This window comes from Mesonia mobilis DSM 19841 (genome assembly GCF_000423405.1).
Lineage (GTDB): Bacteria > Bacteroidota > Bacteroidia > Flavobacteriales > Flavobacteriaceae > Mesonia > Mesonia mobilis.
This window is the reverse complement of sequence record NZ_AUHX01000007.1, coordinates 190052-211110: the sequence shown is the minus strand read 5'-3', so window position 1 is coordinate 211110 and position 21059 is coordinate 190052. Positions and strand designations below refer to the sequence as shown.

At 36.5% G+C, this 21059-nt stretch carries 20 protein-coding genes; 7 read left to right on the top strand and 13 right to left on the bottom strand.

Annotated elements, in window-relative coordinates:
- Positions 1–230 precede the first annotated feature (230 nt).
- Positions 231–2021, top strand: a complete 1791-nt coding sequence (locus G551_RS0108055) for a hypothetical protein (protein WP_027885092.1) — start codon at positions 231–233, stop codon at positions 2019–2021.
- A 304-nt stretch (positions 2022–2325) separates the two neighbouring features.
- On the opposite strand, the gene G551_RS0108050 is transcribed toward G551_RS0108055, so the two are convergent.
- The 8 genes from G551_RS0108050 to G551_RS0108015 all read right to left on the bottom strand — a co-directional run bounded on the left by G551_RS0108050 (position 2326) and on the right by G551_RS0108015 (position 10769).
- A complete protein-coding gene (locus G551_RS0108050) occupies positions 2326–3684 on the bottom strand; it encodes a dihydrolipoyl dehydrogenase family protein (RefSeq protein WP_027885091.1) in 1359 nt (452 codons plus the stop codon).
- Between the two features lie 395 nt (positions 3685–4079).
- Entirely contained in the window at positions 4080–4856 is a 777-nt protein-coding gene (locus G551_RS0108045; RefSeq protein WP_027885090.1) for an SDR family NAD(P)-dependent oxidoreductase, read from the bottom strand.
- 146 nt (positions 4857–5002) lie between these two features.
- Positions 5003–5410, bottom strand: a complete 408-nt coding sequence (locus G551_RS0108040) for a DoxX family protein (protein ID WP_036243520.1) — start codon at positions 5408–5410, stop codon at positions 5003–5005.
- Complete coding sequence (locus G551_RS0108035) at positions 5403–6053, bottom strand: SDR family oxidoreductase (protein ID WP_036243538.1); 651 nt, start codon at positions 6051–6053, stop codon at positions 5403–5405. Before G551_RS0108035 ends, G551_RS0108040 begins: the two co-directional genes overlap by 8 nt.
- A 91-nt stretch (positions 6054–6144) precedes the next feature.
- Positions 6145–7149, bottom strand: coding sequence for a carboxypeptidase-like regulatory domain-containing protein (locus G551_RS0108030; protein ID WP_027885087.1), 1005 nt, complete (start codon positions 7147–7149; stop codon positions 6145–6147).
- Positions 7150–7174: 25 nt separating this feature from the next.
- Positions 7175–8986 (bottom strand): GNAT family N-acyltransferase, encoded by a 1812-nt coding sequence (locus G551_RS0108025; protein ID WP_027885086.1) that lies wholly within the window; start codon positions 8984–8986, stop codon positions 7175–7177.
- Positions 8987–9035: 49 nt separating this feature from the next.
- A complete protein-coding gene (locus G551_RS0108020) occupies positions 9036–10289 on the bottom strand; it encodes an aspartate kinase (protein WP_027885085.1) in 1254 nt (417 codons plus the stop codon).
- Positions 10290–10292: 3 nt separating this feature from the next.
- Positions 10293–10769, bottom strand: coding sequence for a GNAT family N-acetyltransferase (locus G551_RS0108015; RefSeq protein ID WP_027885084.1), 477 nt, complete (start codon positions 10767–10769; stop codon positions 10293–10295).
- A gap of 74 nt (positions 10770–10843) precedes the next feature.
- On the opposite strand from G551_RS0108015, the gene fbp reads away from it, so the two are divergent.
- The gene (fbp, locus tag G551_RS0108010; protein ID WP_027885083.1) at positions 10844–11857 is read left to right on the top strand and encodes a class 1 fructose-bisphosphatase; all 1014 of its coding nucleotides are present in this window, start codon (positions 10844–10846) and stop codon (positions 11855–11857) included.
- A gap of 27 nt (positions 11858–11884) precedes the next feature.
- On the opposite strand, the gene G551_RS0108005 is transcribed toward fbp, so the two are convergent.
- Positions 11885–12310, bottom strand: a complete 426-nt coding sequence (locus G551_RS0108005) for a tellurite resistance TerB family protein (protein ID WP_027885082.1) — start codon at positions 12308–12310, stop codon at positions 11885–11887.
- 193 nt (positions 12311–12503) lie between these two features.
- On the opposite strand from G551_RS0108005, the gene ileS reads away from it, so the two are divergent.
- Genes ileS through G551_RS0107985 form a run of 4 tightly spaced genes read left to right on the top strand, consistent with a single transcriptional unit; the run spans position 12504 to position 17665 of the window.
- The gene (ileS, locus tag G551_RS0108000) at positions 12504–15926 is read left to right on the top strand and encodes an isoleucine--tRNA ligase (RefSeq protein ID WP_027885081.1); all 3423 of its coding nucleotides are present in this window, start codon (positions 12504–12506) and stop codon (positions 15924–15926) included.
- A 4-nt stretch (positions 15927–15930) separates the two neighbouring features.
- Positions 15931–16314, top strand: a complete 384-nt coding sequence (locus tag G551_RS0107995; protein ID WP_027885080.1) for a TraR/DksA family transcriptional regulator — start codon at positions 15931–15933, stop codon at positions 16312–16314.
- 2 nt (positions 16315–16316) lie between these two features.
- The gene (locus tag G551_RS0107990) at positions 16317–17009 is read left to right on the top strand and encodes a DUF4097 family beta strand repeat-containing protein (protein WP_051191329.1); all 693 of its coding nucleotides are present in this window, start codon (positions 16317–16319) and stop codon (positions 17007–17009) included.
- A 32-nt stretch (positions 17010–17041) separates the two neighbouring features.
- The gene (locus G551_RS0107985) at positions 17042–17665 is read left to right on the top strand and encodes a lipoprotein signal peptidase (protein ID WP_027885078.1); all 624 of its coding nucleotides are present in this window, start codon (positions 17042–17044) and stop codon (positions 17663–17665) included.
- Here G551_RS0107985 and G551_RS0107980 read toward each other — a convergent pair.
- Genes G551_RS0107980 through G551_RS0107965 form a run of 4 tightly spaced genes read right to left on the bottom strand, consistent with a single transcriptional unit; the run spans position 17662 to position 20513 of the window.
- On the bottom strand, positions 17662–18228 hold the full coding sequence (locus G551_RS0107980) for a 5-formyltetrahydrofolate cyclo-ligase (protein ID WP_027885077.1): 567 nt from the start codon (positions 18226–18228) through the stop codon (positions 17662–17664). The genes G551_RS0107985 and G551_RS0107980 overlap by 4 nt on opposite strands.
- Positions 18228–19199: a succinylglutamate desuccinylase/aspartoacylase family protein gene (locus G551_RS0107975; RefSeq protein ID WP_027885076.1), complete on the bottom strand. Its 972-nt coding sequence runs from the start codon at positions 19197–19199 to the stop codon at positions 18228–18230. Before G551_RS0107975 ends, G551_RS0107980 begins: the two co-directional genes overlap by 1 nt.
- Positions 19200–19202: 3 nt before the next feature.
- Positions 19203–20075, bottom strand: a complete 873-nt coding sequence (gene rimK / locus G551_RS0107970; RefSeq protein WP_027885075.1) for a 30S ribosomal protein S6--L-glutamate ligase — start codon at positions 20073–20075, stop codon at positions 19203–19205.
- A 3-nt stretch (positions 20076–20078) separates the two neighbouring features.
- Positions 20079–20513 carry an ATP-dependent zinc protease family protein gene (locus tag G551_RS0107965; protein WP_027885074.1) on the bottom strand — a complete coding sequence of 145 codons (435 nt, stop codon included), beginning with the start codon at positions 20511–20513 and terminating at the stop codon, positions 20079–20081.
- Between the two features lie 145 nt (positions 20514–20658).
- Between G551_RS0107965 and G551_RS0107960 the strand changes: the two genes are divergently transcribed.
- Positions 20659–21054: a hypothetical protein gene (locus G551_RS0107960; RefSeq protein WP_027885073.1), complete on the top strand. Its 396-nt coding sequence runs from the start codon at positions 20659–20661 to the stop codon at positions 21052–21054.
- Positions 21055–21059: the final 5 nt, after the last annotated feature.

Here is a 21059-nt window from a genome sequence, read left to right as displayed (position 1 = left end):
TTTTGGAGTTTTGAAAATTGAGTTGTCTTATTTCGTCATCCCGGACCTGATCCGGGATCTCATCACTCCTTTGAGATTCTGAAACAAAATCCACTAACCAAATCTATTCTCTAGAATCTAGATTCTAATATCTCAAATCTCATTTCTCACTACTAAAACCCCAAAACCTGATAAATATCATATTTTAAAAGGTGGCTACTTTTCATCTTTGGTGATTAAACCTAAAACAAATGAAAAACGCCATATCCCCACATCAATTTCATATTCCGGTGATGGGCATTGCTTACACCATCGATACGCCGGTGAAAGTGGCGCATTTTGGAATAAATTCTTCCATTTCAATTATTGAAGATCACCTTATCGAAAAAATGCGCGAGTATTATTATAAACTCAACAACGAGACTTTTCAACCTATAACCAAAAAAGAACCAAACTTCAGGGCCAAGCGAATTACAGATTATCTTAATTTGATTAGCGAGGAAGTGAAAAAGAAAGTAGAAGAGGTGAAAACCGCTGCTTTTTCTGGCACTTCAGAAATTACCAAGTATTTCGAAATGCTCCCTGAAGTTTCCGAATTAAAACAGAAATACCTCAAATTTCTTCAGCTTAATGATTCTTCAGAAAAAGAAAATCTGGAATCTGAACTTCGCGAGGAAGTAAAACCCGGTGCGATCGAAGTCAATATTATGACGAAGATCGATAACGATCAGCTTGATGAAAATAAAGAACCGGTAGAGAATGGTTCTGATGCTTTGCAGGCTTTAAAAGGCTATGCTGAAAGTGATTTAGAGAATTCAACCTTGGTATTTTCTGCTGGGATGAATCCAAGATTGTTTAATTATCTGTCTTCTTTTAAAACCTTCAGTCCAGATAAAAACGGAAATTTTCAGAAAGCGATTGCTATCAAAGTCAGCGATTATCGTTCGGCATTGATTCAGGGAAAATACCTTGCAAAACGTGGAATCTGGGTTAGTGAATTCAGAATTGAATCTGGCTTGAATTGCGGCGGACACGCTTTCGCGACCGATGGTTATTTGCTGGGGCCGATTATGGAAGAATTTAAGCAGAAAAAAGACGAATTACAATCAGAATTATCCTCTTTATACCGAAGTGCTTTTGCTGAAGAAACCAAAATTTCAGCGCTACCGGAAATTAAGATCACCGTTCAGGGCGGGATTGGTACTTTTGAAGAAGATACTTTGCTGAAAGACTATTTTCAAGCCGATGCCACCGGTTGGGGTTCGCCGTTTTTGTTGTGTCCTGAAGCTACAAATGTTGATAAAGAAACCCTCGAAAAACTTCAAAAATCGAAAGAAAAAGACATTATTTTAAGTCATAGTTCGCCGCTTGGCGTTCGTTTCAATTATTTGAGAGGCGCTAGCGGAGAAGAATTTCGAATAAAAAATCTTTTGCGCAACAAACCCGGAAGTTCGTGTCCAGAGAAATTGTTAGAATCGAATACCGAATTTACCGAAAAACCTATTTGTACCGCTTCACATAAATATCAAAAATTAAAACTGAAGCAAATTCAGCAGTCAGGTTTATCGAATGAAGAAAAAGCGAAGGAAGCCGAAAAGTTGTTTCAGAAAGAATGTTTATGTACCGGTTTGTGCAATAGTGCCGCTAAGAATTACAATTTCAGTTTTGTAAAGAAAATGGATTTTGTGACCGTTTGTCCCGGGCCAAATTTGGCGTATTTTGATGGCGAGTATTCTTTGCAGGAGCTTACAGATCATATTTATGGGCGTAAAAATGTGTTGAATGGTTATCGCCCGCATATGTTTATTAAAGAATTGCAGTTGTACATCGATTATTTAGCCGAATTAAAAGAAAGCACCGATTTTTCGAATAAGCGGGAAGCAAAAAAATTCACAAGATTTACGCAAAACCTGGAAGAAGGCATTACTTATTACAAGAATCTTTTCTGCGGAAGGGTAATCAAAGAAGAGCAATTTCTAACCGATCTACTAGTTTGTGAAAGTCAGATTTTAGAAATAACGCATCAAGCGGAAGTGGCTTAATTTGATAGATCGCTAGGCTTTTAGAGGTTAGAGCATAGACTCGAGAACCTAGATTGAAAAGTTCAATTTTGAATGTTGAAATTTGACTACTGTAAATTGTGAAATTTTTCTGAATTTAGATTGTTTATCGTTTTTAGGAAGTATAAATAGACGTCATTCTGAACTTGTTTTAGAATCTCATTAGAGCGATGAGATCCCGGATCAAGCCTGCCTCGCCGGCAGGCAGGTCCGGGATGACGAATTAAAAAATCTAAAAGTGTGAGCGATCTAAATTCTAACAGCGAAGCGGTCTAACATCTAAAAATTACGTCATTCCCTTAATATCATTGCTCCACGTTGGATAAGCAAAGATCATTGCTTTTAGGTCCTTGCAAGAAAGTCCGCCACACATTGCCATTACAAACATATTAATCATTTCTCCAGCTTCAGGGCCAACCAAGTGAGCGCCGAGAACCTGTTCGGTTTTTTTGTCTTTGATGACTTTAAACGCGTAATGTCGATTTGCAATTCGTTTAGAGTTAAACCAACTAGGCGCCGATTTATGTTTTACCACATAATCAAAACCTCTTTCTTTGGCTTGCTGTTCTGAAAGTCCTACGGAAGCCACATTTGGAAGCGTAAAAACTACCGAAGGTTGCGGAGGATAATGCGCTTCGGTTTTATTATATTTTCCTAAAAGATTTGCTGAAACCACACGTGATTCCTGTGAAGAAAGCGGCGTAAGCGGTAAACCTTCACTGTCTGAAACATCTCCGCAGGCATAGACATTTTTATTTGAGGTATTCCGTAAATGTTCGTTGACTGAAATTCCTTTATTGGTAAAGGCGACATTTCCTTTTTCTAATTCCAATTCATCAATCGAAGGAACGCGCCCGGCAGTGTTGAATACCAATTCGGCTTTCGCTGAAACTTCTTCTCCGTCTTTGGTTTCAGCAGTTACTCGAAGATATTTTCGAAGTTTTTCAACTTTAGACGCTTTCGCGTTAAAAATGAATTTAATTCCGATTTTCTCGGAAGCGTCAGTAAGATGAGCAACCATATCTTCATCAAAATTTGAAAGCGGTCTTGGTTCTGTATCGATCATTGTGACTTCAACGCCAAGACGTGCAGCGATATGTGCAAATTCCATCCCGATGTAACCGGCGCCGATAAAAATCATTGATTCTGGTAGTTTTTCTAACTCTAGGAAATCATCACTATTCAGCATTAATTCTGCCCCCGGAATTTTAAGTGGCATTGGTTTATTTCCGGTAGCGATCACGATCTTTTTTGCTTTTACCGTTTTCCCTTCTACGGAAAGTGTGTTTTCATCTAAAAATTTAGGGGACTGGTGATACATTTTAATACCAAGTTCTGCCAGATCTTTTTCGGTTGCAGCGGGAATAGCGCCGGTAAATTTGTACTTGAATTTTTGTAGATCCTGCCAGTTAACTTCTGGCATTTTAGAAATTCCCAATCCCAGCATATTTTGGGAACGCTCAATAATTTCTGTAATTCCAACCAGAACTTTTTTAGGATCGCAACCGCGATTTGGGCAGGTGCCGCCATATTCCCGATTATCGGCAATGGCGACTTTCCAGCCGGCTTCAGCGCAATCTTTTGCCACGCCTTTTCCGGCAGTTCCGGTACCGATTACAAAAACATCAAATTCTTCTATTCCCATATTATTTATTTTAGATTTTAGATCGCTTCGCTGTTAGATTCTAGAATTTAGGCCGTTTCACTTTTAGAAATTGAAGCATAAGTAATTCTATTTTACTATTATTTCTTTTTTCCATTGCCGAAAAAAGAAACAAAAAAGGCTAGGCTTACGAACACTTATCTAAATTTATTATTCGATAGCTAAATTTTAGAAACTCGCTCTCGCTCAAACAGCCTAAAATTTTACGCTATCTTCATTTCAAATTTTACGATAAGCTTTCGATAGGCCAATTTAAATATTGTCTTGATTCCTAAATCCTGTTTCAAAACTTCCTAGTCTTATTCTATGCTCTAGTTTCTAATGTTTTGAATCTCTTGTCTTATGAATAAATACTCAATTCTAACTACTCACTACTCTTATATATACTTTACAACCCCGCCTTCAACTTTTAGTTTTGCGCCGTTGGTTGCTGAAGAAAGCGGGCTCGCAACATAAGCAATCATATTGGCCACCTCCTGTGGATCGGCAAAGCGTTTTAAGATCGATGTTGGTCGGTCGTTTTTAAAGAATTCTTTCTGAAAATCTTCAAAAGATTGGTCTTCCGGAACATCTTTTTCTAAACCTTCAGTTCGTGTAGGTCCCGGTAAAACGCTGTTTACGGTTACTCCGGTTCCGGTAGTCATTTCAGCTAAGCCTCTAGAAATTGCTAGCATTGCAGTTTTTGTCATTCCGTAGTGAACCATTTCAACAGGGATATTTAAAGCACTTTCACTGGAAATAAATATGATTCTTCCCCATCCTTTTTCCATCATTTTTGGCATTAAAGCTCGTGATAGTCTTACGCCACTCATTACATTGATGTCATAAAACTGCTGCCAGTCCTCATCTGTAGTGTCAAAAAACTCTTTGTTTGCGAAAATCCCAACATTGTTAATAAGAACATCTACACTCCCAAGTTGTGTGATAAGTGCATCTATTTCTTCAGTTTTGCTGAAATCACAAGCAATCCCGCTTATTTTTTTACTATCAGTTTCTTTTCTAAGTTTTTCTAAAGAAGTATTTACTGAATCTTGCGAGCTTCCATTAAGGATAACTTCTGCTCCTTCTAAAGCAATGGTTTTTGCCGCAGCATAACCAATACCTTTTGTTGATCCTGAAATAAATACTTTTTTGTCTTTTAGTAGATAATCCATTTTTTCTTTCTCTTTTTTTATTAGATCGCTTTGTCTTCGAAATTAGATTTGAGATCGCTTCGCTTTTAGAATTTAGATGTTAGGCTAGTAATCTTTCAGCCTAATATCTATTTTCTAATACCTCACATCTAACGTCTCAATTCTAACTACTCACTACTACTTTTCTTTACCGCCCAAACTTCATATTCTAAGTTTTTCAGTAGAAAAAAGATGAATAAGGCATATAACATTTGAGTGCCTACTGCGCCCCAGTCTTCTTTGAAAGCACAGCCGGTAATGAGCATCATTATAAAGATGGCCGTTGCAGCTAGTGATTTTTTACTAAAAATTCCAAAAATGATAAACACACCCAAAATCACTTCAATAAAAGGTATTGCGTAAGCAAACATTTCAACTAATGCCAAGGGAAGCATTGTGCCTTCAAAACCCTGTGTGAGTCCGCTGGCAAAAGCTTCCAACATCGGGATTCGAACAAATCCGTGTAGGAAAAAGTTGATTCCCAAAGTGATTCTGGCGAGCAGAAAAGCGAGTTGGTTATTGGTTAGCTTAGGCACGCTGCTCAACTTCTTGTAAAGCTAACTCGGTAGCTAAATTTCCTTCTAAAATTTCAAAAGTTTTGTTTTGAAGAACGTTAGGAGGTAAGCAATCGACTAATACTTGCGCCACGTCTTTTCTAGAAATCTCTCCATATTCGTTTAACTGTTTGTCGGCTTTAATCTTATTAGTTTTCTCTCCGTCGGTTAAAGCGCCAGGTCTTACAATGCTATAATCTAGAAAGCTTGCTTTTAAATGATTATCGGCTGTCTTTTTTGCTTCCAAGTAATGTTGTAAATCCGGGTTTTCTGATGGATTTTCAGTTCCCATCGCGCTTAGCATCACAAATTTCTTAACTCCGGCCGCTTTGGCACTGTCGATTAAATTAATAGCTCCTTCTTGATCGACTGCCGTTGTTTTTTCTTTTCCGGTATTTCCGCCGCTTCCGGCAGCAAAAATTACGCGATCAACACCTTGAACCGCCTCGGTTAGATCTCCTTCTAGATCTGCAAAAGCTATTTTTACATCTTGATTTTCGAAATATGCCTGTTGGTCTTCGTTTCTTACCATGGCTACCGGTTCGTAGCTTGAATGATTTTGAAGAATATTAATAATTTCTCTTCCTGTTTTTCCGTTAGCTCCTGCTACTAAAATAGTTTCCATAAGTTTTTTTCTTTTCAAGATAGTGAGCTTACAGAAATTGCGTTCTCAAAGAAAGCTTAAATAACAAAGGATTAACAGATAAATGAATAAACTAAGGTTTATAATCTAAAGGTAGAAGATTGGCAACTCGTTGTTTACCCATATCGCCACCGAATGAAAATCCTGTTGCCGGATAAAAATTACCAAGTTCATCGATGTAGAACGTAGTTGAATTTTGATCGTTGATAATTTGGATAAACGACTGTTGTTTATTGTTATATAAAATTGAAATTTTAGGTGTTTTGATGGTAATTTTTGCAGCTTTATTAATCTGTTCAACTTCAAAAAATTTATAAGGAGGCGTTTCAAATCTTTTATGAAAAATGCGGTAATCGTTTTCTCTCAATTTTTTTTTAGCCAAACAACGCATAAAATGAGTGACTGAACCTAAATAGGTTTCCGCTCTTCTTTTTTTGAATCGTTTTTTGGTTTTTCCTTTTAATTCTTGAAAGAAACTGGTACCGGAATAATAAAACATTTGCGGTAAATATATCGGTTGATCGTTTTTGTCTTTCAGCATTTTTGATTTTGAAAATGAAAGATCAAAATCTTTGAGTTGATAATTAATGTTGTAGCCTAAATATTTATTTTCAATGATCAGACTTTCTGAAATACTGGCGGTAAGTTTTTGTGTAGTCGGACTAAAACGAAGCTGAATTACCTCTTCATTTAAAATTTCGCATTTTTTATCTTGATAATCTGAGCCTAAAAACCATTCTCTAAAATACCTAAGCTTCTTTTCTCGTGACCAAGGATCTGTCTCTAAAAAAACTTCATCTAACGATTCTATACTGGGTTTTAGTAAGATAGTTTCGAGATTAGTTTCTTTAGAAGAAACCTGAAATTGTTGTGCTTCATAACCCATAGAACTTACCACAAGCAAGGCTTTTGTGTTTTGCTTGTAAGTGAGTTTAAAATTTCCTTGTTGGTTAGAGATTGTTCCTATGGTAGTTCCGTCAAAATAGATGCTGGCGCCGTAAATAGGTTCTTGGGTTTCAGCATCTATAATTTTTCCGGTAATGCTGTACTGAGCTATTGCGGTTGAAGAAATCCACAAGAAGAAAAGTAAGCAGGTATGATGTTTAATCGTTGGTATTATTCAATTTCTTTTCTAGTTCTTCTTGTAACTCTTCCATAACCGGTTTTACAGTAGATTCAGGAAGATCTGCAATGCGAATGTACATTAAGCCGTCAACTGAATTGTTGAATAGAGGGTCGACGTTAAAAGCTACCACTTTTGCGTTTTGCTTAATGTATTTTTTAAGTAATACTGGCATTCTTAAACTGTCGGGTTCAAGCTCGTCGATAATTTTATCGAATTTATTAAGATCGGCTTCCGTTTCATCAAAAACAAAATCCTTTTCAGCATCTTTCAGCTTCACTTTGTATTCTTTTTTAGGCCGAACGTATTGTGCCACATAAGGATCGTAGTAATGAGATTTCATGAACTCGATCATCATCGATTTAGAAAAATCTGAAAATTTATTACTAATACTTACGCCGCCAATAAGGTAATTGTGTTCTGGGAAACGTAAAGTACAATGTACAATTCCCTTCCACAGTAAAAATAAAGGCATGGGTTTTTGCTGATATTCTTTTACGATAAAAGCACGTCCCATTTCTATCGATTCGCTCATTAATTTGTACAACTCCGGTTCAAACCTAAAGAGTTGTTGCAGGTAAAAACCGTTGATGCCGTGCGCAGGAAAAATCTCTTTCCCAAAGCCCATTCGGTAAGCGCCAACAATTTTATTCGCTTCATTGTCGTAGAGAAAAAGATGATGATAGAAATCGTCAAATTCATCTAAATCGGTCGCATTGTTGGTTCCTTCACCAATCGCTCTAAAGGTAATTTCCCGTAGGCGACCAATTTCGGTAACAATGTTAGGAATGTGTTCTCGCTTAGCTAAAAATACTTCGTAGTTTTTACTTTGCAGCAGACGTTTATCGTGTTCTCGGCAAAATTCAATTTCAGCTTCCATTAAATATTCTTCGGTTTCGCCGGCAATTTCTTTGGGAGAACGTGGTATTTTAATTTGCTTCGGAATGTGGATGTTTTTCAACAAGCTTTTTTTGTTGAAACCACTCGATAACATATACGTTTTTCTTCGAATAAAATTGGTATAATCGTCTAGCTCTACGTGATCTTTTTGGTCGCTCACAGAAATAGGATTCCCGATTCTTACTTTTATTTTTCGGTTTTTCTGCGTGAGCATTTCACTCGGCAACTTTGCCGTTCTAAGGGAATCGTTGAGTTTTGCCAAGCGATAAAAGGCAGCACTGTTTTTTGCGTGAAAATAAATAGGAACGACAGGAACTTCAGATTTTTGAACTAGCTTCATCGCTTCTGGTAGCCAAGGTCTGTCGACAATAATTTTATCTTCTTTATGGGTAGAAACTTCTCCCGCCGGAAAAATACCCAAAGGTTTGCCTTCGCGTAAATGTAGAATCGATTCTTTTAAACCTTTTACGCTCGATTTCGCATCTTTGCGATCTTCAAAAGGATTTACCGGTAAAATATATGGAGCTAACGGGTCTAAACGATGCAATAAAAAATTAGCGATAATCTTAAAATCGGGACGCTTCTCGATGAGAATTTTCATTAAGATCATTCCGTCGATCGCCCCTAACGGGTGATTTGAAATTGCAATAAACGGGCCCGTTTTCGGGATTCTTTTTAAGTCTTTCTCTGGTATTTCAAAATCGACTTCTAAATAATTTAAAATAGAGTCGATAAACTGTGGAGCATCTAAGTGTTTGCGGTCTTCATAAACCTTATTAAAATGGCTAAGTTTAGTAAGTCGCATTAAGGTAGCGCCAAGTGCGGTTCCTAAAAAACCAAACTTTTCTAAACTAAGGCCTTTGGCCACTTCTTTAGCAGAGATAAACCCCATTTTATATACGTTTTCTTACAAATATAGTAAATTTAAGCTATCAAAAATTTTACTCTTTTGTCACCAATTGCACCGTTTGTCGGGTTAACTGTTTAAGGAGTATAGTTTTATCTTTTTCTAACAGATCGATAGCTTCTTGGGTAAAATGTCTAACCGTATATAAAGACACATTTTTATGATATTTCACCTTAAATTTTGCCTTTAAATGCGTGATCAATTTATCTACATTGTTAAATTTATTATCTACACAAACCGAAAAACTGATCGCAGAATTTTGTATTAAATCTACTTTGATCTGGTATTTATGAAATAACGCAAAAATCTCACTGATATTTTCTTCTACAAAAAATGAAAAATCTAACGCAGAAAGTGATAATAAAACCAAGTTTTTCTTCACAATAAAACATGGCACGTAAGGAGTGATTATTTTTCCTTTGCCGACGATTGTACCTTTATTTTTAGGATTGAAAAATGACTTTACCAATAACGGAATTTCTCTTTTTTGTAAAGGTTGAAGTGTCTTCGGATGAATGACCGATGCACCATAAAAAGCTAATTCAATCGCTTCTTCGTAACTAATTTCTTCTAAAAGTTGGGTGTTTTCAAAAACTCTTGGGTCGGCATTGAGCACGCCTTCAACATCTTTCCAAATGGTTACATCGATCGCTTTTAGGCAATAAGCAAAAATACCGGCGGTATAATCACTACCTTCTCGACCAAGTGTTGTGGTAAAATTATTAGCATCTGAAGCTATAAAACCCTGTGTAATGTATAATTGTTGAGGTTCGATTTGTTGCTGAATTTGCGCTTCGGTAGCAACCCAATCTACTTTTGCATCACGGTAAGTGGCGTCGGTTTTTACGAGATTTCTCGCATCGAGCCAAGTATTTTTGATGTTTAAAGATGATAAATATTCACTAACAATCGTGGTGCTTATCAATTCACCAAACGAGATGACTTGGTCGTAAACAAAATCGTAATTGGGTGATTTATTTCGATTTAAAAAAGTTTCAAGCTCTTCAAAAAAATGATTTACTTTCTGAAAAATCGAATGCGTTTTGTCTGCAAAAAGCTGTTCTAAAATCTCGTGATGATAGGTTTTTACAAATTGAATGGCTTCTGTTAATTCTTCAGCATTTTCAAAATAATTATAGATTACTTTCTCTAAAGCGTTAGTGGTTTTTCCCATCGCAGAAATCACCACGACTTTATGGGTAATGCCGGTTTCTTGCAATACCTGTGCAACATTTTTAACGCCTTCTGCATCTTTTACCGACGCGCCACCAAACTTGAAAATTTTCATAGGTTATGGGTTTAAAAACTTCTTTATAGAATCTTGATCAAATTGCACGGTATCCCATTCAGAAAAAACACTCGCGCCGGTATTTTTATAGAAATTTACGGCAGGTGTGTTCCAATCGAGTACGACCCATTCTACACGTTTTATATTTTCTTCTAACGCAAATTGCATCACTTTTTTGTAGAGTTGCATACCAATTCCTTTTCCGCGATAATCTTCATTAACGATTAGATCTTCGAGATGAATGGTCTTGCCTTTCCAGGTAGAATAGCGATTATAAAATAATGCCATTCCTACAATTTTATCTTCAGCTTCAGCAACAAAACAATTAAAAAGAGGTTTGTCGCCAAAACCGTCTCTTTCTAAATCTGCTACAGTAACTTCAACAGCATCGGGTTCACGTTCGTAAACTGCTAATTCGTTAATCAGTTTTAAAACAGATGGCATATCGTTTTTGGTTGCTTTTCGTACTTGAAATTCCATTATTTTTCAGTTTAGCAACAAAAATAGTAATCCAATCACTTTTTTTCTATTTTTGTTGGAGAAACACAAGAAACATGTCAAAAAAACACCAAACGCTGGGTGAATTTATTATTGAAAACCAGCAAGCTTTCCCTTATTCATCAGGAGAACTTTCTAGACTTATCAACTCGATACGATTAGCGGCCAAAGTTGTTAATCACGAGGTAAATAAAGCCGGCTTGGTTGATATTACGGGAGCAGCAGGAGACACTAATGTTCAGGGTGAACAGCAGCAGAAGTTAGATGTTTATGCTAACCAGAAATTTATTCAAACTTTAACTAATCGCGAAATCGTTTGCGGAATCGCTTCGGAAGAGAACGATGAGTACATCACTATTCAAGGTCACAACAACGACCATAAGAATAAGTATGTAGTTTTGATGGATCCGTTAGATGGAAGTTCGAACATCGACGTAAATGTTTCTGTGGGAACTATTTTTTCGGTTTATCGTCGCGTAACCCCGGTAGGAACTCCGGTTACGATGGAAGATTTCTTACAACCGGGAAATTTGCAGGTAGCTGCCGGTTATATAATTTATGGTACTTCAACGATGTTAGTCTATACCACCGGTCACGGAGTGAATGGTTTTACGCTTAACCCGGCAATTGGTACGTATTACTTGTCGCACCCAAATATGAAATTTTCTGAAGACGGAAATATTTATTCGATCAATGAAGGGAATTATGCGCAATTTCCGCAGGGTGTAAAAGATTATTTAAAATATTGTCAAGCCGATGAAGGTGATCGTCCTTATACTTCAAGATATATAGGTTCGTTGGTGTCTGATATTCATCGAAATATGATTAAAGGAGGAATTTATATTTACCCGAGTAGTTCTAAATATCCTGATGGTAAACTTCGATTATTATATGAATGTAACCCAATGGCATTTCTAGCTGAACAAGCCGGAGGTAAAGCTAGTGATGGTTTTAAACGAATTATGGATATTAAACCTAACGAACTTCACGAGCGCGCTCCTTTTTTCTGCGGAAGCAAAAACATGGTAGAAAAAGCTGAAGAGTTTATGCAAAAAGCAAAAACAAAATAGGATAAAAAGCAGAAAGTAAGCCTTGGCTTACTTTCTGTCTAATAAGTATTGATAATCGTCAAAACTAAGTCTGCCACCTAGAATTTTAATCGATCTTTCGATAATTTGTTTAGAAGTTTCTGAAGAGAAACCTAAACCAACCGCATATCTTTTTAAAAGAAATTCTTCTTGCTCATCCATATCGTGATCAGCAAAAATAATCGTTAATAAATCATATAATCGTTCTAATCTTCTCTCTGTCGTGTGCGGAGGTGTAATAGGATACTTTGTAGGATTTTCTATTACCTGTGCAACTTCACTTTCGTGAATATCTAATTTTCGAGCAAGACGCTCTAAAACCGCTTTTTCTTCATCGTTAATTTCACCATCAACGGCAGCTAAATTTACAATTGCTGCAAAATGGCCAAGATTTTTCGTGTGTTCACCAGAACCAAATAAATCTGAAAATGACATAATTATAATTTTAAACGGCAAATATAAAGAATGCCAAAATAAAAAAGTGTTTTAATTTGCATATTTCTTAAATGTAGTTCATTAAGATTTAAAAAATTCAGCTTCAATTTAAAAGCTCCTATTTTTTATGGTTTATTTAAAAGCTATTTGTCAAAAATCATTAATTTCGCGAATCATTAGAAAATGAGTACAGATGAGTAAGAAGTTTACTGAATATAAAGCACTTGACCTTCCTAAAGTAGCAGAAGAAATTCTAAAGTTTTGGAAAGATGAAGCTATTTTTGATAAAAGTATAACTACCCGCGAAGGTAAAGAGCCGTTCGTTTTTTTTGAAGGTCCGCCTTCAGCTAACGGTTTGCCGGGTATTCATCACGTGATGGCAAGAAGTATTAAAGATATTTTTTGTCGCTACAAAACTCAAAAAGGCTACCAAGTAAAACGTAAAGCCGGATGGGATACGCACGGTCTTCCAGTAGAACTTGGCGTTGAAAAAGAACTGGGGATCACCAAAGAAGATATTGGCACCAAAATTTCGGTAGAAGAGTATAACGAAGCTTGTAAAAATGCAGTAATGCGTTATACCGATGTTTGGTCTAATCTTACCGAGCAAATGGGTTACTGGGTAAATATGGACGAACCGTATATTACCTACAAGTCTAAATATATGGAAACCGTTTGGTGGTTGCTTTCAGAAATTTATAAGAAAGATTTAATTTATAAAGGTTACACCATTCAGCCTTATTCACCAAAGGCAGGAACCGGTTTAAGCTCGCACGAGCTTAACCAGCCGGGAACCTATCAAGATGTAACCGACACCACGGTAACTGCTCAATTTAAAGCAGTGAAAAATGAATTTTTTAAAAATTCAGTCTTAGGTGAGATCGATGAGATTAAAGACGAACCGGTATATTTTATAGCTTGGACGACTACTCCTTGGACGCTCCCAAGTAATACTGCATTAACTGTTGGACCAAAAATTGATTATGTGTTGGTAAAAACCTACAATCAATATACGTTTGAGCCAATTAATATTGTGGTTGCTAAAAATCTGGTAAGTAAAAACTTCAATAAAAAATTTCATTTAGTTGAAAATGAAGAAGCTTTAAAAGCATACACGCAAGGCGATAAGAAAATTCCTTATTTGGTGCTGAATGATTTTAAAGGAAAAGAATTAGTAGGAATTACTTACGAGCAGTTGCTACAATACGCAAAACCACACGATCATCCTGAAAATGCTTTCAGAATTATTTCCGGTGATTTTGTAACCACAGAAGATGGTACCGGTATTGTTCACACCGCGCCAACTTTTGGTGCAGACGATGCTTTGGTGGCTAAGCAAGCTACACCAGAAATTCCGCCGATGTTGGTAGAAGATGAAAACGGAAATTTAGTTCCGTTAGTAGATCTTCAAGGAAAATTTAGATCAGAAATGGGTGAGTTTGCCGGGAAGTATGTGAAGAATGAATATTACGATGCAGAAGATGCTCCCGAAAAATCGGTAGATGTAGAAATTGCCATTAAATTAAAAGAAGAAAATAGAGCGTTTAATGTTGAAAAATATGTGCACAGTTATCCAAACTGTTGGCGTACCGATAAGCCTATTTTATATTATCCGTTAGACTCTTGGTTCATTAAAGTAACCGAAGTAAAAGATCGTATGCACGAATTAAACAAAGGCATTAACTGGAAACCAAAATCTACCGGAGAAGGTCGTTTTGGTAACTGGTTAGCCAATGCAAACGATTGGAACTTGTCGCGTTCTCGTTTCTGGGGAATCCCGCTTCCTATTTGGAGAACCGAAGACGGAAAAGAAGAAAAAATAATCGGTTCGATTGCAGAGCTGAAAGAAGAAATGCAAAAAGCAGTAGAAGCCGGATTAATGAAAGCCGATGTTTTTGCTGAATTTGAAGTGGGTAATATGAGTGAAGAAAACTACGAGAAAGTAGACCTTCATAAAAATGTGGTTGATAAAATCACGTTAGTTTCTTCACAAGGAAAACCAATGAAGCGTGAAGCAGATTTAATCGATGTATGGTTCGATTCTGGTTCTATGCCTTACGCGCAATGGCATTACCCGTTCGAAAATAAAGAACAAGTTGAAGCCGGCGATAAAAAAGCAGACTTCATCGCAGAAGGTGTCGATCAAACTCGTGGTTGGTTTTATACCTTACATGCGATCGCTACGATGATTTTTGACGATGTTGCCTATAAAAATGTAGTTTCTAACGGATTGGTGTTAGATAAGCACGGTCAAAAAATGTCGAAGCGTTTAGGGAATGCTGTAGATCCTTTTGAAACTTTAGCTGCTTTTGGTCCCGATGCAACACGTTGGTATATGATAGCCAATGCCAACCCTTGGGATAATTTAAAATTTGATATTGAAGGTATTGCTGAGGTTCGTAGAAAGTTTTTCGGTACCCTTTATAATACGTATTCATTCTTCTCGCTTTATGCAAATATCGATGAGTTTACCTATGCAGAAGAAGATGTAAAATTAGAAGATAGACCGGAAATTGACCGTTGGATCCTTTCAGAATTACATACCTTGATCGGTAAAGTAGATGAATTCTATAATACGTACGAACCTACGAGAGCTGCCAGAGCAATTTCAGAATTCGTGCAAGAAAATTTAAGTAACTGGTTTGTACGTTTAAGCCGAAGAAGATATTGGAAAGGCGATTACGAGCAAGATAAAATTTCAGCTTATCAAACGCTTTATACGTGTTTAGAAACCGTAGCAAAACTGGGCGCACCAATCGCTCCGTTTTATATGGATAGACTTTACAAAGATTTAACGAAAGCTACACAGAAAGAAGATTTTGAAAGTGTACATTTGGCCGCCTTCCCGGTTCAAGACGAATCATTTATCGATAAGTCGTTAGAACGTAAAATGGAAATGGCACAAATTATTTCTTCGTTAGTGTTATCGCTACGTAAAAAAGAAATGATTAAAGTACGTCAACCTTTACAGCGAGTAATGGTTCCGGTTTTAGACCCAAGTGTTAAAGAACAAATTTTAGCAGTGGCAGACTTAATTAAATCTGAAGTAAACGTAAAAAAGATCGAAATGATCGATGACGCTTCAGGTATTTTAGTGAAGAATATCAAGCCTAATTTTAGAACCTTGGGGCCAAAGTTTGGGAAAGATATGAAGCACGTTGTTAGCGCTGTAAATAAGCTTGAACCTGCCGATATTACTGCTATTGAGCGTGATGGAGAAATAAATATTGAAGTTAACGGAAAAATGACTACTTTGCAGCACGACGATGTCGAAATTACCTCACAAGATATCGAAGGTTGGTTAGTAGCCAGTAACGCAGGATTAACCGTTGCCTTAGATGTAACTTTAAACGACGAGTTAAAGAAAGAAGGGATTGCCAGAGAATTGGTAAACAGAATACAAAACCTTCGTAAAGACTCTGGTTTTGAAGTGACCGATAAGATTGATATCAAAATAAAAAAGGACGGAGTGGTCGAGAGCGCCGTTCAAGATAATTTAGAATATATTAAAAACGAAACGCTTACTGCGAATCTCGAACTAGCAGAAGCGTTAGATAACGGGGTAGAAATTAGTTTTGATGATGTAAACACTCAGTTATCGATTAACAAACACTAAATGTATGGCAACAGATACTAAAGAACGTTATACTGATAAAGAACTTGAAGAGTTTAAAACGCTTATCTTAGACAAAATAGAGAAAGCAACCGCACAATTAGATTTATATAAAAGTGCGTATATGAACGATAGTAACAATGGTACAGACGACACTTCACCAACTTTTAAAGCTTTTGATGAAGGTAGCGAAACCATGAGTAAAGAGTCTAATTCTCAATTAGCTATTCGTCAAGAAAAATTTATCAGAGACTTGAAAAATGCCTTGATCCGTATTGAAAATAAAACTTATGGAGTTTGCCGAGTAACCGGTAAATTAATCAAAAAAGAGCGTTTAAAGTTAGTTCCTCACGCGACTTTAAGTATCGAAGCTAAAAATATGCAAAAGTAATTTTGCTTCAACTATTCAAAGAAAACGCTTCAAGAAATTGGAGCGTTTTTTGTTTTATTTCTAAAATGAATTTTAGATACATATTTCTAATAGTTATTCTTTGTTTTCAAAGCGTTCTTTACGCTCAGCGAGAACGCGTGCAAACTTTCGACGCTTCAGGGATTGAGTTTATTCAGCTGCAAGCCGATGAGGTGTTTAAAATTGAAGTAGAAACAAAAGCTTCCGCAGAAAATATTCAGCTATTTACCATTTCTGAAGGTGAATATTTTAACGATATCGCCCTTTCGGTAGAACGCGATCTTAACCATTTACAAATCACTTCAACCTACAAAGAAATTTTAACGAGTGGTTACGATAAATTGAGTGCACATAAAGTATATGCGGTAAATTTGAAATTAATCATTCCAGAAGGTTTGCAACTCACCATTATTTCTAACATCGCCAATGTGCAAGTGAAAGGAATTTTCAATTTTTTTGAAGCTGAATTAAAATCGGGTGCTTGCCAACTTACTTCATTTGCAGGAAAAGCTTTAGTCAACACGTTTACGGGAGATGTTTCTATACAAACTACCCAAGCCAAAGTTGTAGCGTCAAGCAATCACGGTAAGGTTGAAATTGATCACGAACTAGATTTTGGGGAGTTAATTGAAGTGAAATCGATTTATGGAAGTATTCTGGTTACGAAAACTCAATAAAAAATGTATTTTTACCGCCAAAAGCAATGTAAATGTCGTTAAAGAAAGCTACACTTTTTATCATATTGATCCTTCTTATCGATCAAATTTCAAAAATCTATATTAAAACACATTTTGTTTTAGGTGAAGAAGTAAAGGTTTTTGACTGGTTTAGAATTTTATTTGTAGAAAATGAAGGAATGGCTTGGGGAGCCAAAATTCCCGGGCAATACGGTAAATTAATTCTTACCCTTTTTAGATTGGTTGCCATTTGTGGTATTGGTTATTGGTTGTGGGATTCGGTTAGAAAAAAAGGTTCGGCTATTTTGGTTTCGGCAGTTGCTTTAATTTTTGCCGGAGCTTTCGGTAATATTATCGACTCGGTTTTCTACGGAATTTTATTTAACGATAGTCACGGCCAGTTAGCGACTTTCTTACCGGAAGCCGGTGGTTACGGTACATTATTTCACGGTAAAGTAGTCGATATGCTTTACTTCCCGCTTTGGAGCGGTTACCTGCCAGATTGGATTCCCGGTTGGGGCGGACAGTATTTTACGTTTTTTGAACCTGTATTTAATATTGCTGATTCTGCAATTACCGTTGGAGTGGCGCTATTAATTATTTTCAATAAAAAAGCATTTCCGAAGGAAGAAGAGAAAGAGAAAAAAGAAGCTTAATTAAAGCGGTAAATTTTTTCTGGAGTTACGCAAAAATCTAACGGAATGTCATTCGCGTTGGTGTCTTCAATCGTTGTTGTGGCTTCAAAAAAAGATAAGCCAACTTTAATGACATCTTCTTTGCATTCGTTTAAAAAGCGATCGTAAAAGCCTTTTCCGTAGCCAATTCTATTTCCTTTTTCGTCAAAAGCCAATAACGGAATAAAAACTACATCGAGCTGCGTTGCTGGTATTTCGATCCCGTTTACCGGTTCTGGTATTCCCCATTTGTTAAGCTTTAATGGCGTTGCATCGGTTAATAAAAAATGCTTCATCGTCAGTGCTTCAAACTCACTTTTAGAAACCACGATGTTCTTGTCTTTCCCGTTGAGAATATGAAGTAGGTATTCTGTATTGATTTCTTTTAAGCGTTCGATAGAAAGAAATAGGTGAAAAAACGAATATTCCCAAAGTTGAAGTTGCAAAACTTGGTTGGCAATAGCTAAACTTTTCTCATCAATTTCAGCTAAAGAAAGCGCTTCTCTTTTCTTTTTAAAAGCAATGCGAAGGTCTTTTTTAAGCATTATTTTTCTTTTGAAATATGAAAAATCGCATCACCTTGGTAAACGATAGGAGATTGGTTTACATTAATAATGTAACCGGTTTGTGTAGCTTTTACCTTATGGCGAAAACTTCCGTAAGGATCGGTTAAAATGGCAATATATTCACCTTTTTCTACCTTTTTACCAATCGGAATTTTAACGTGTAGAAGTCCGCTGTATTTGGCGCGCATCCACGTGCTGTCTTCAATAATGATAGAAGTGTGATTGGCTTTAGGTACGCTAAAATCTTCTCGTAACATTCCTAAATGAGAAAGTACACGCTGAATACCTTCAACCCCAATTTTAGCGATCTCTTTATTGCTGTCTGAAGATTTTCCGCCTTCAAATAATAAGACCGGTTTGCCTAACTTCATACAAGATTTGCGGTACGATTTCAAAATGGTTTTGGAGTAAACAATAAACGGCGCATTAAAAATATGCGCTAAGTTTAGAAGTTCTTCGTCTCCTTTATCGATCCTAATTTGTGCAGCATTAAACCTGCTCGAACCACCGGTATGGAAATCTAAACAATAGTCGGCTATCGGTAAGATCTCTTCGGTAAATTGGTAGGCAACTTTACTTGCTAAAGGCCCGGTTTTAGAACCCGGAAACATACGATTAAGGTCACGCCCATCAGGAAATTCACGCTGCATATTTAAGAAACCAAAAACATTCACCACAGGAATACAAATAATGGTTCCTTTGGCAGGTTTATTCATTCCTTTGGCAATGGTTTGGCGAACGATCTCGACGCCATTAATTTCATCACCGTGAATACCGCCAGTAATTAAAACCACCGGTCCCGGTTTTGTAGAACGTTCTACAATAATAGGAACTTCTACTGTGGTTTGCGTGTATAATTTTGCCGTGTTAAAGTTGATTTTCGCACTTTGTCCCGGCTTAATTTTTCGATTTAAAAGCGTGAGAATATTATTTTCGTCTATGCTAGCCATAGCTTAAACGTGTTTTTCGATGTATCTAATAATTGTTTTGGCGATGTCTCTTCCGGTAGCTTTTTCGATACCTTCTAATCCCGGTGAAGAGTTCACTTCTAGAATTAACGGTCCGCGTGCACTTTGTAAAAGATCTACTCCGGCAACGCCAAGACCCATCGATTTTGCTGCTTTTACAGCTGCAATTTCTTCTTCATCGGTAAGTTGAATTACTTCTGCAGAACCACCACGGTGTAAATTAGAGCGAAATTCTCCTTCTTTCCCTTGGCGCTTCATCGCTCCAACGACGTGACCATCGACCACAAATGCACGAATATCGGCTCCTTTTGCTTCTTTAATAAATTCTTGTACGATCACACGAGCTTGTAAACCATTAAAAGCTTCGATAACCGATTGTGCTGCATTTTTTGTTTCAGCTAACACCACGCCTAAACCTTGTGTTCCTTCTAATAATTTAATCACTAAAGGAGTGCCGCCAACTTGTTTAATAACGCCTTCAACGTCTCTAGAATAGTTGGTGAAAACCGTTTTTGGTAAGCCAATTCTTGCACGAGAAAGTACTTGTAAGCTTCTTAATTTATCCCGGCTGCGTACTAAAGCTTCAGAATCTGTAGTGGTAAAAGCTCCCATCATTTCAAACTGACGAACAACTGCAGTCCCATAAAAAGTTACCGAAGAACCAATTCTTGGGATAATAGCATCTACATTTTCGATATATGCTCCCTTGTAATAAACATTGGGTTTCCTTCTTTCAATAACAATATCACATTTTAAAGGATCGATCACTTCAACTTCGTGCTTGCGTTTTTTAGCAGCTTCAACAAGACGTTGCGTAGAATAGAGCTTTGGATTTCTAGATAAAATTTTAATGTTCATAATTTATTGTTCTTGTACGTTGAAGGATATATCTTTTAATTGCGGATCTACGATAAATTTACCATTTAAAAACTTTCTACCAATAAGAACGGGAAATTTCATTTCTTTTCGGTCGCTCAAAGAAAGTGATATTTTATAAACTTTCCCGAAAATTTTTAGGGTAGATTTTATCTCGTAACGTTTTTGAGCAATACCGTTACTGCTTCTTACTTTTATGGTGTTAAATTCTTTAAAAACCAAAGGTTTATGGTCGTAGTCGGGATGCTCTTTATCTAAAAAGTTACAATAAAGAACACCGTTCTCTTCGTGTATATCTTCACAATGTATAGATGAAGTATAAGCACCGGTATCTATTTTAATAGCAATTTCGTTAAGCCCAAGTTCGGGGAAGTCGGCTTTATCTACTCTTCCTATTGTTTTTTTTGATTTGTTGGTCATATCACAAAACTAAACATTTTTAGAAATATGCTTTTTGTTTTATGAAACTATTAAAATAATAGATAGTTATAAAAATGATCATACAGATTCAAATGATAACGCAACCAAAACTCAAAAAAGACATCTACTATATATATGTAATCTTATGAAAAATTATACAATCTCTCTCGTTATTATCTTATTCTGTTGTTATGCTTGTTCTAATGACGACGATTCTAATTTAAATGAAAATAATTTAGACGGTGAATGGAACCTAGCAGAAATCTTATGTTATTGTGATGAGATCCCTACAATTAATGAAGGAGAACAAGTTTGGGAATTTGAAACTACCCCACAAAATTTGAAGGTGGTTAATGCTGTATCAGAACCCTTTTTAACGAGCGGTGATTATGGTTATACCCTTCAAGGAGACAGTCTTTTTATAGATAACCCAGATTCAACAATACCCTATAAATACAAGTTTTCTATTGAATCTGATACTTTAAGATTAGAAGATGAGCCAGAGTTGGATGGGCTTATTCTTATCTTGGTTAGAAACTAATACAA

Coding starts and splice junctions, on each gene's coding strand:
- fbp (WP_027885083.1), top strand. CDS start 10,844: ATGTCAAAAAAACACCAAACGCTGGGTGAATTTATTATTGAAAACCAG.
- G551_RS0108020 (WP_027885085.1), bottom strand. CDS start 10,289: ATGAAAATTTTCAAGTTTGGTGGCGCGTCGGTAAAAGATGCAGAAGGC.
- G551_RS0108025 (WP_027885086.1), bottom strand. CDS start 8,986: ATGGGGTTTATCTCTGCTAAAGAAGTGGCCAAAGGCCTTAGTTTAGAA.
- G551_RS0108055 (WP_027885092.1), top strand. CDS start 231: ATGAAAAACGCCATATCCCCACATCAATTTCATATTCCGGTGATGGGC.
- G551_RS0107980 (WP_027885077.1), bottom strand. CDS start 18,228: ATGCTTAAAAAAGACCTTCGCATTGCTTTTAAAAAGAAAAGAGAAGCG.
- G551_RS0107975 (WP_027885076.1), bottom strand. CDS start 19,199: ATGGCTAGCATAGACGAAAATAATATTCTCACGCTTTTAAATCGAAAA.
- G551_RS0108045 (WP_027885090.1), bottom strand. CDS start 4,856: ATGGATTATCTACTAAAAGACAAAAAAGTATTTATTTCAGGATCAACA.
- G551_RS0108015 (WP_027885084.1), bottom strand. CDS start 10,769: ATGGAATTTCAAGTACGAAAAGCAACCAAAAACGATATGCCATCTGTT.
- G551_RS0107985 (WP_027885078.1), top strand. CDS start 17,042: ATGTCGTTAAAGAAAGCTACACTTTTTATCATATTGATCCTTCTTATC.
- ileS (WP_027885081.1), top strand. CDS start 12,504: ATGAGTAAGAAGTTTACTGAATATAAAGCACTTGACCTTCCTAAAGTA.
- rimK (WP_027885075.1), bottom strand. CDS start 20,075: ATGAACATTAAAATTTTATCTAGAAATCCAAAGCTCTATTCTACGCAA.
- G551_RS0108005 (WP_027885082.1), bottom strand. CDS start 12,310: ATGTCATTTTCAGATTTATTTGGTTCTGGTGAACACACGAAAAATCTT.
- G551_RS0108035 (WP_036243538.1), bottom strand. CDS start 6,053: ATGGAAACTATTTTAGTAGCAGGAGCTAACGGAAAAACAGGAAGAGAA.
- G551_RS0107995 (WP_027885080.1), top strand. CDS start 15,931: ATGGCAACAGATACTAAAGAACGTTATACTGATAAAGAACTTGAAGAG.
- G551_RS0107960 (WP_027885073.1), top strand. CDS start 20,659: ATGAAAAATTATACAATCTCTCTCGTTATTATCTTATTCTGTTGTTAT.
- G551_RS0108050 (WP_027885091.1), bottom strand. CDS start 3,684: ATGGGAATAGAAGAATTTGATGTTTTTGTAATCGGTACCGGAACTGCC.
- G551_RS0107965 (WP_027885074.1), bottom strand. CDS start 20,513: ATGACCAACAAATCAAAAAAAACAATAGGAAGAGTAGATAAAGCCGAC.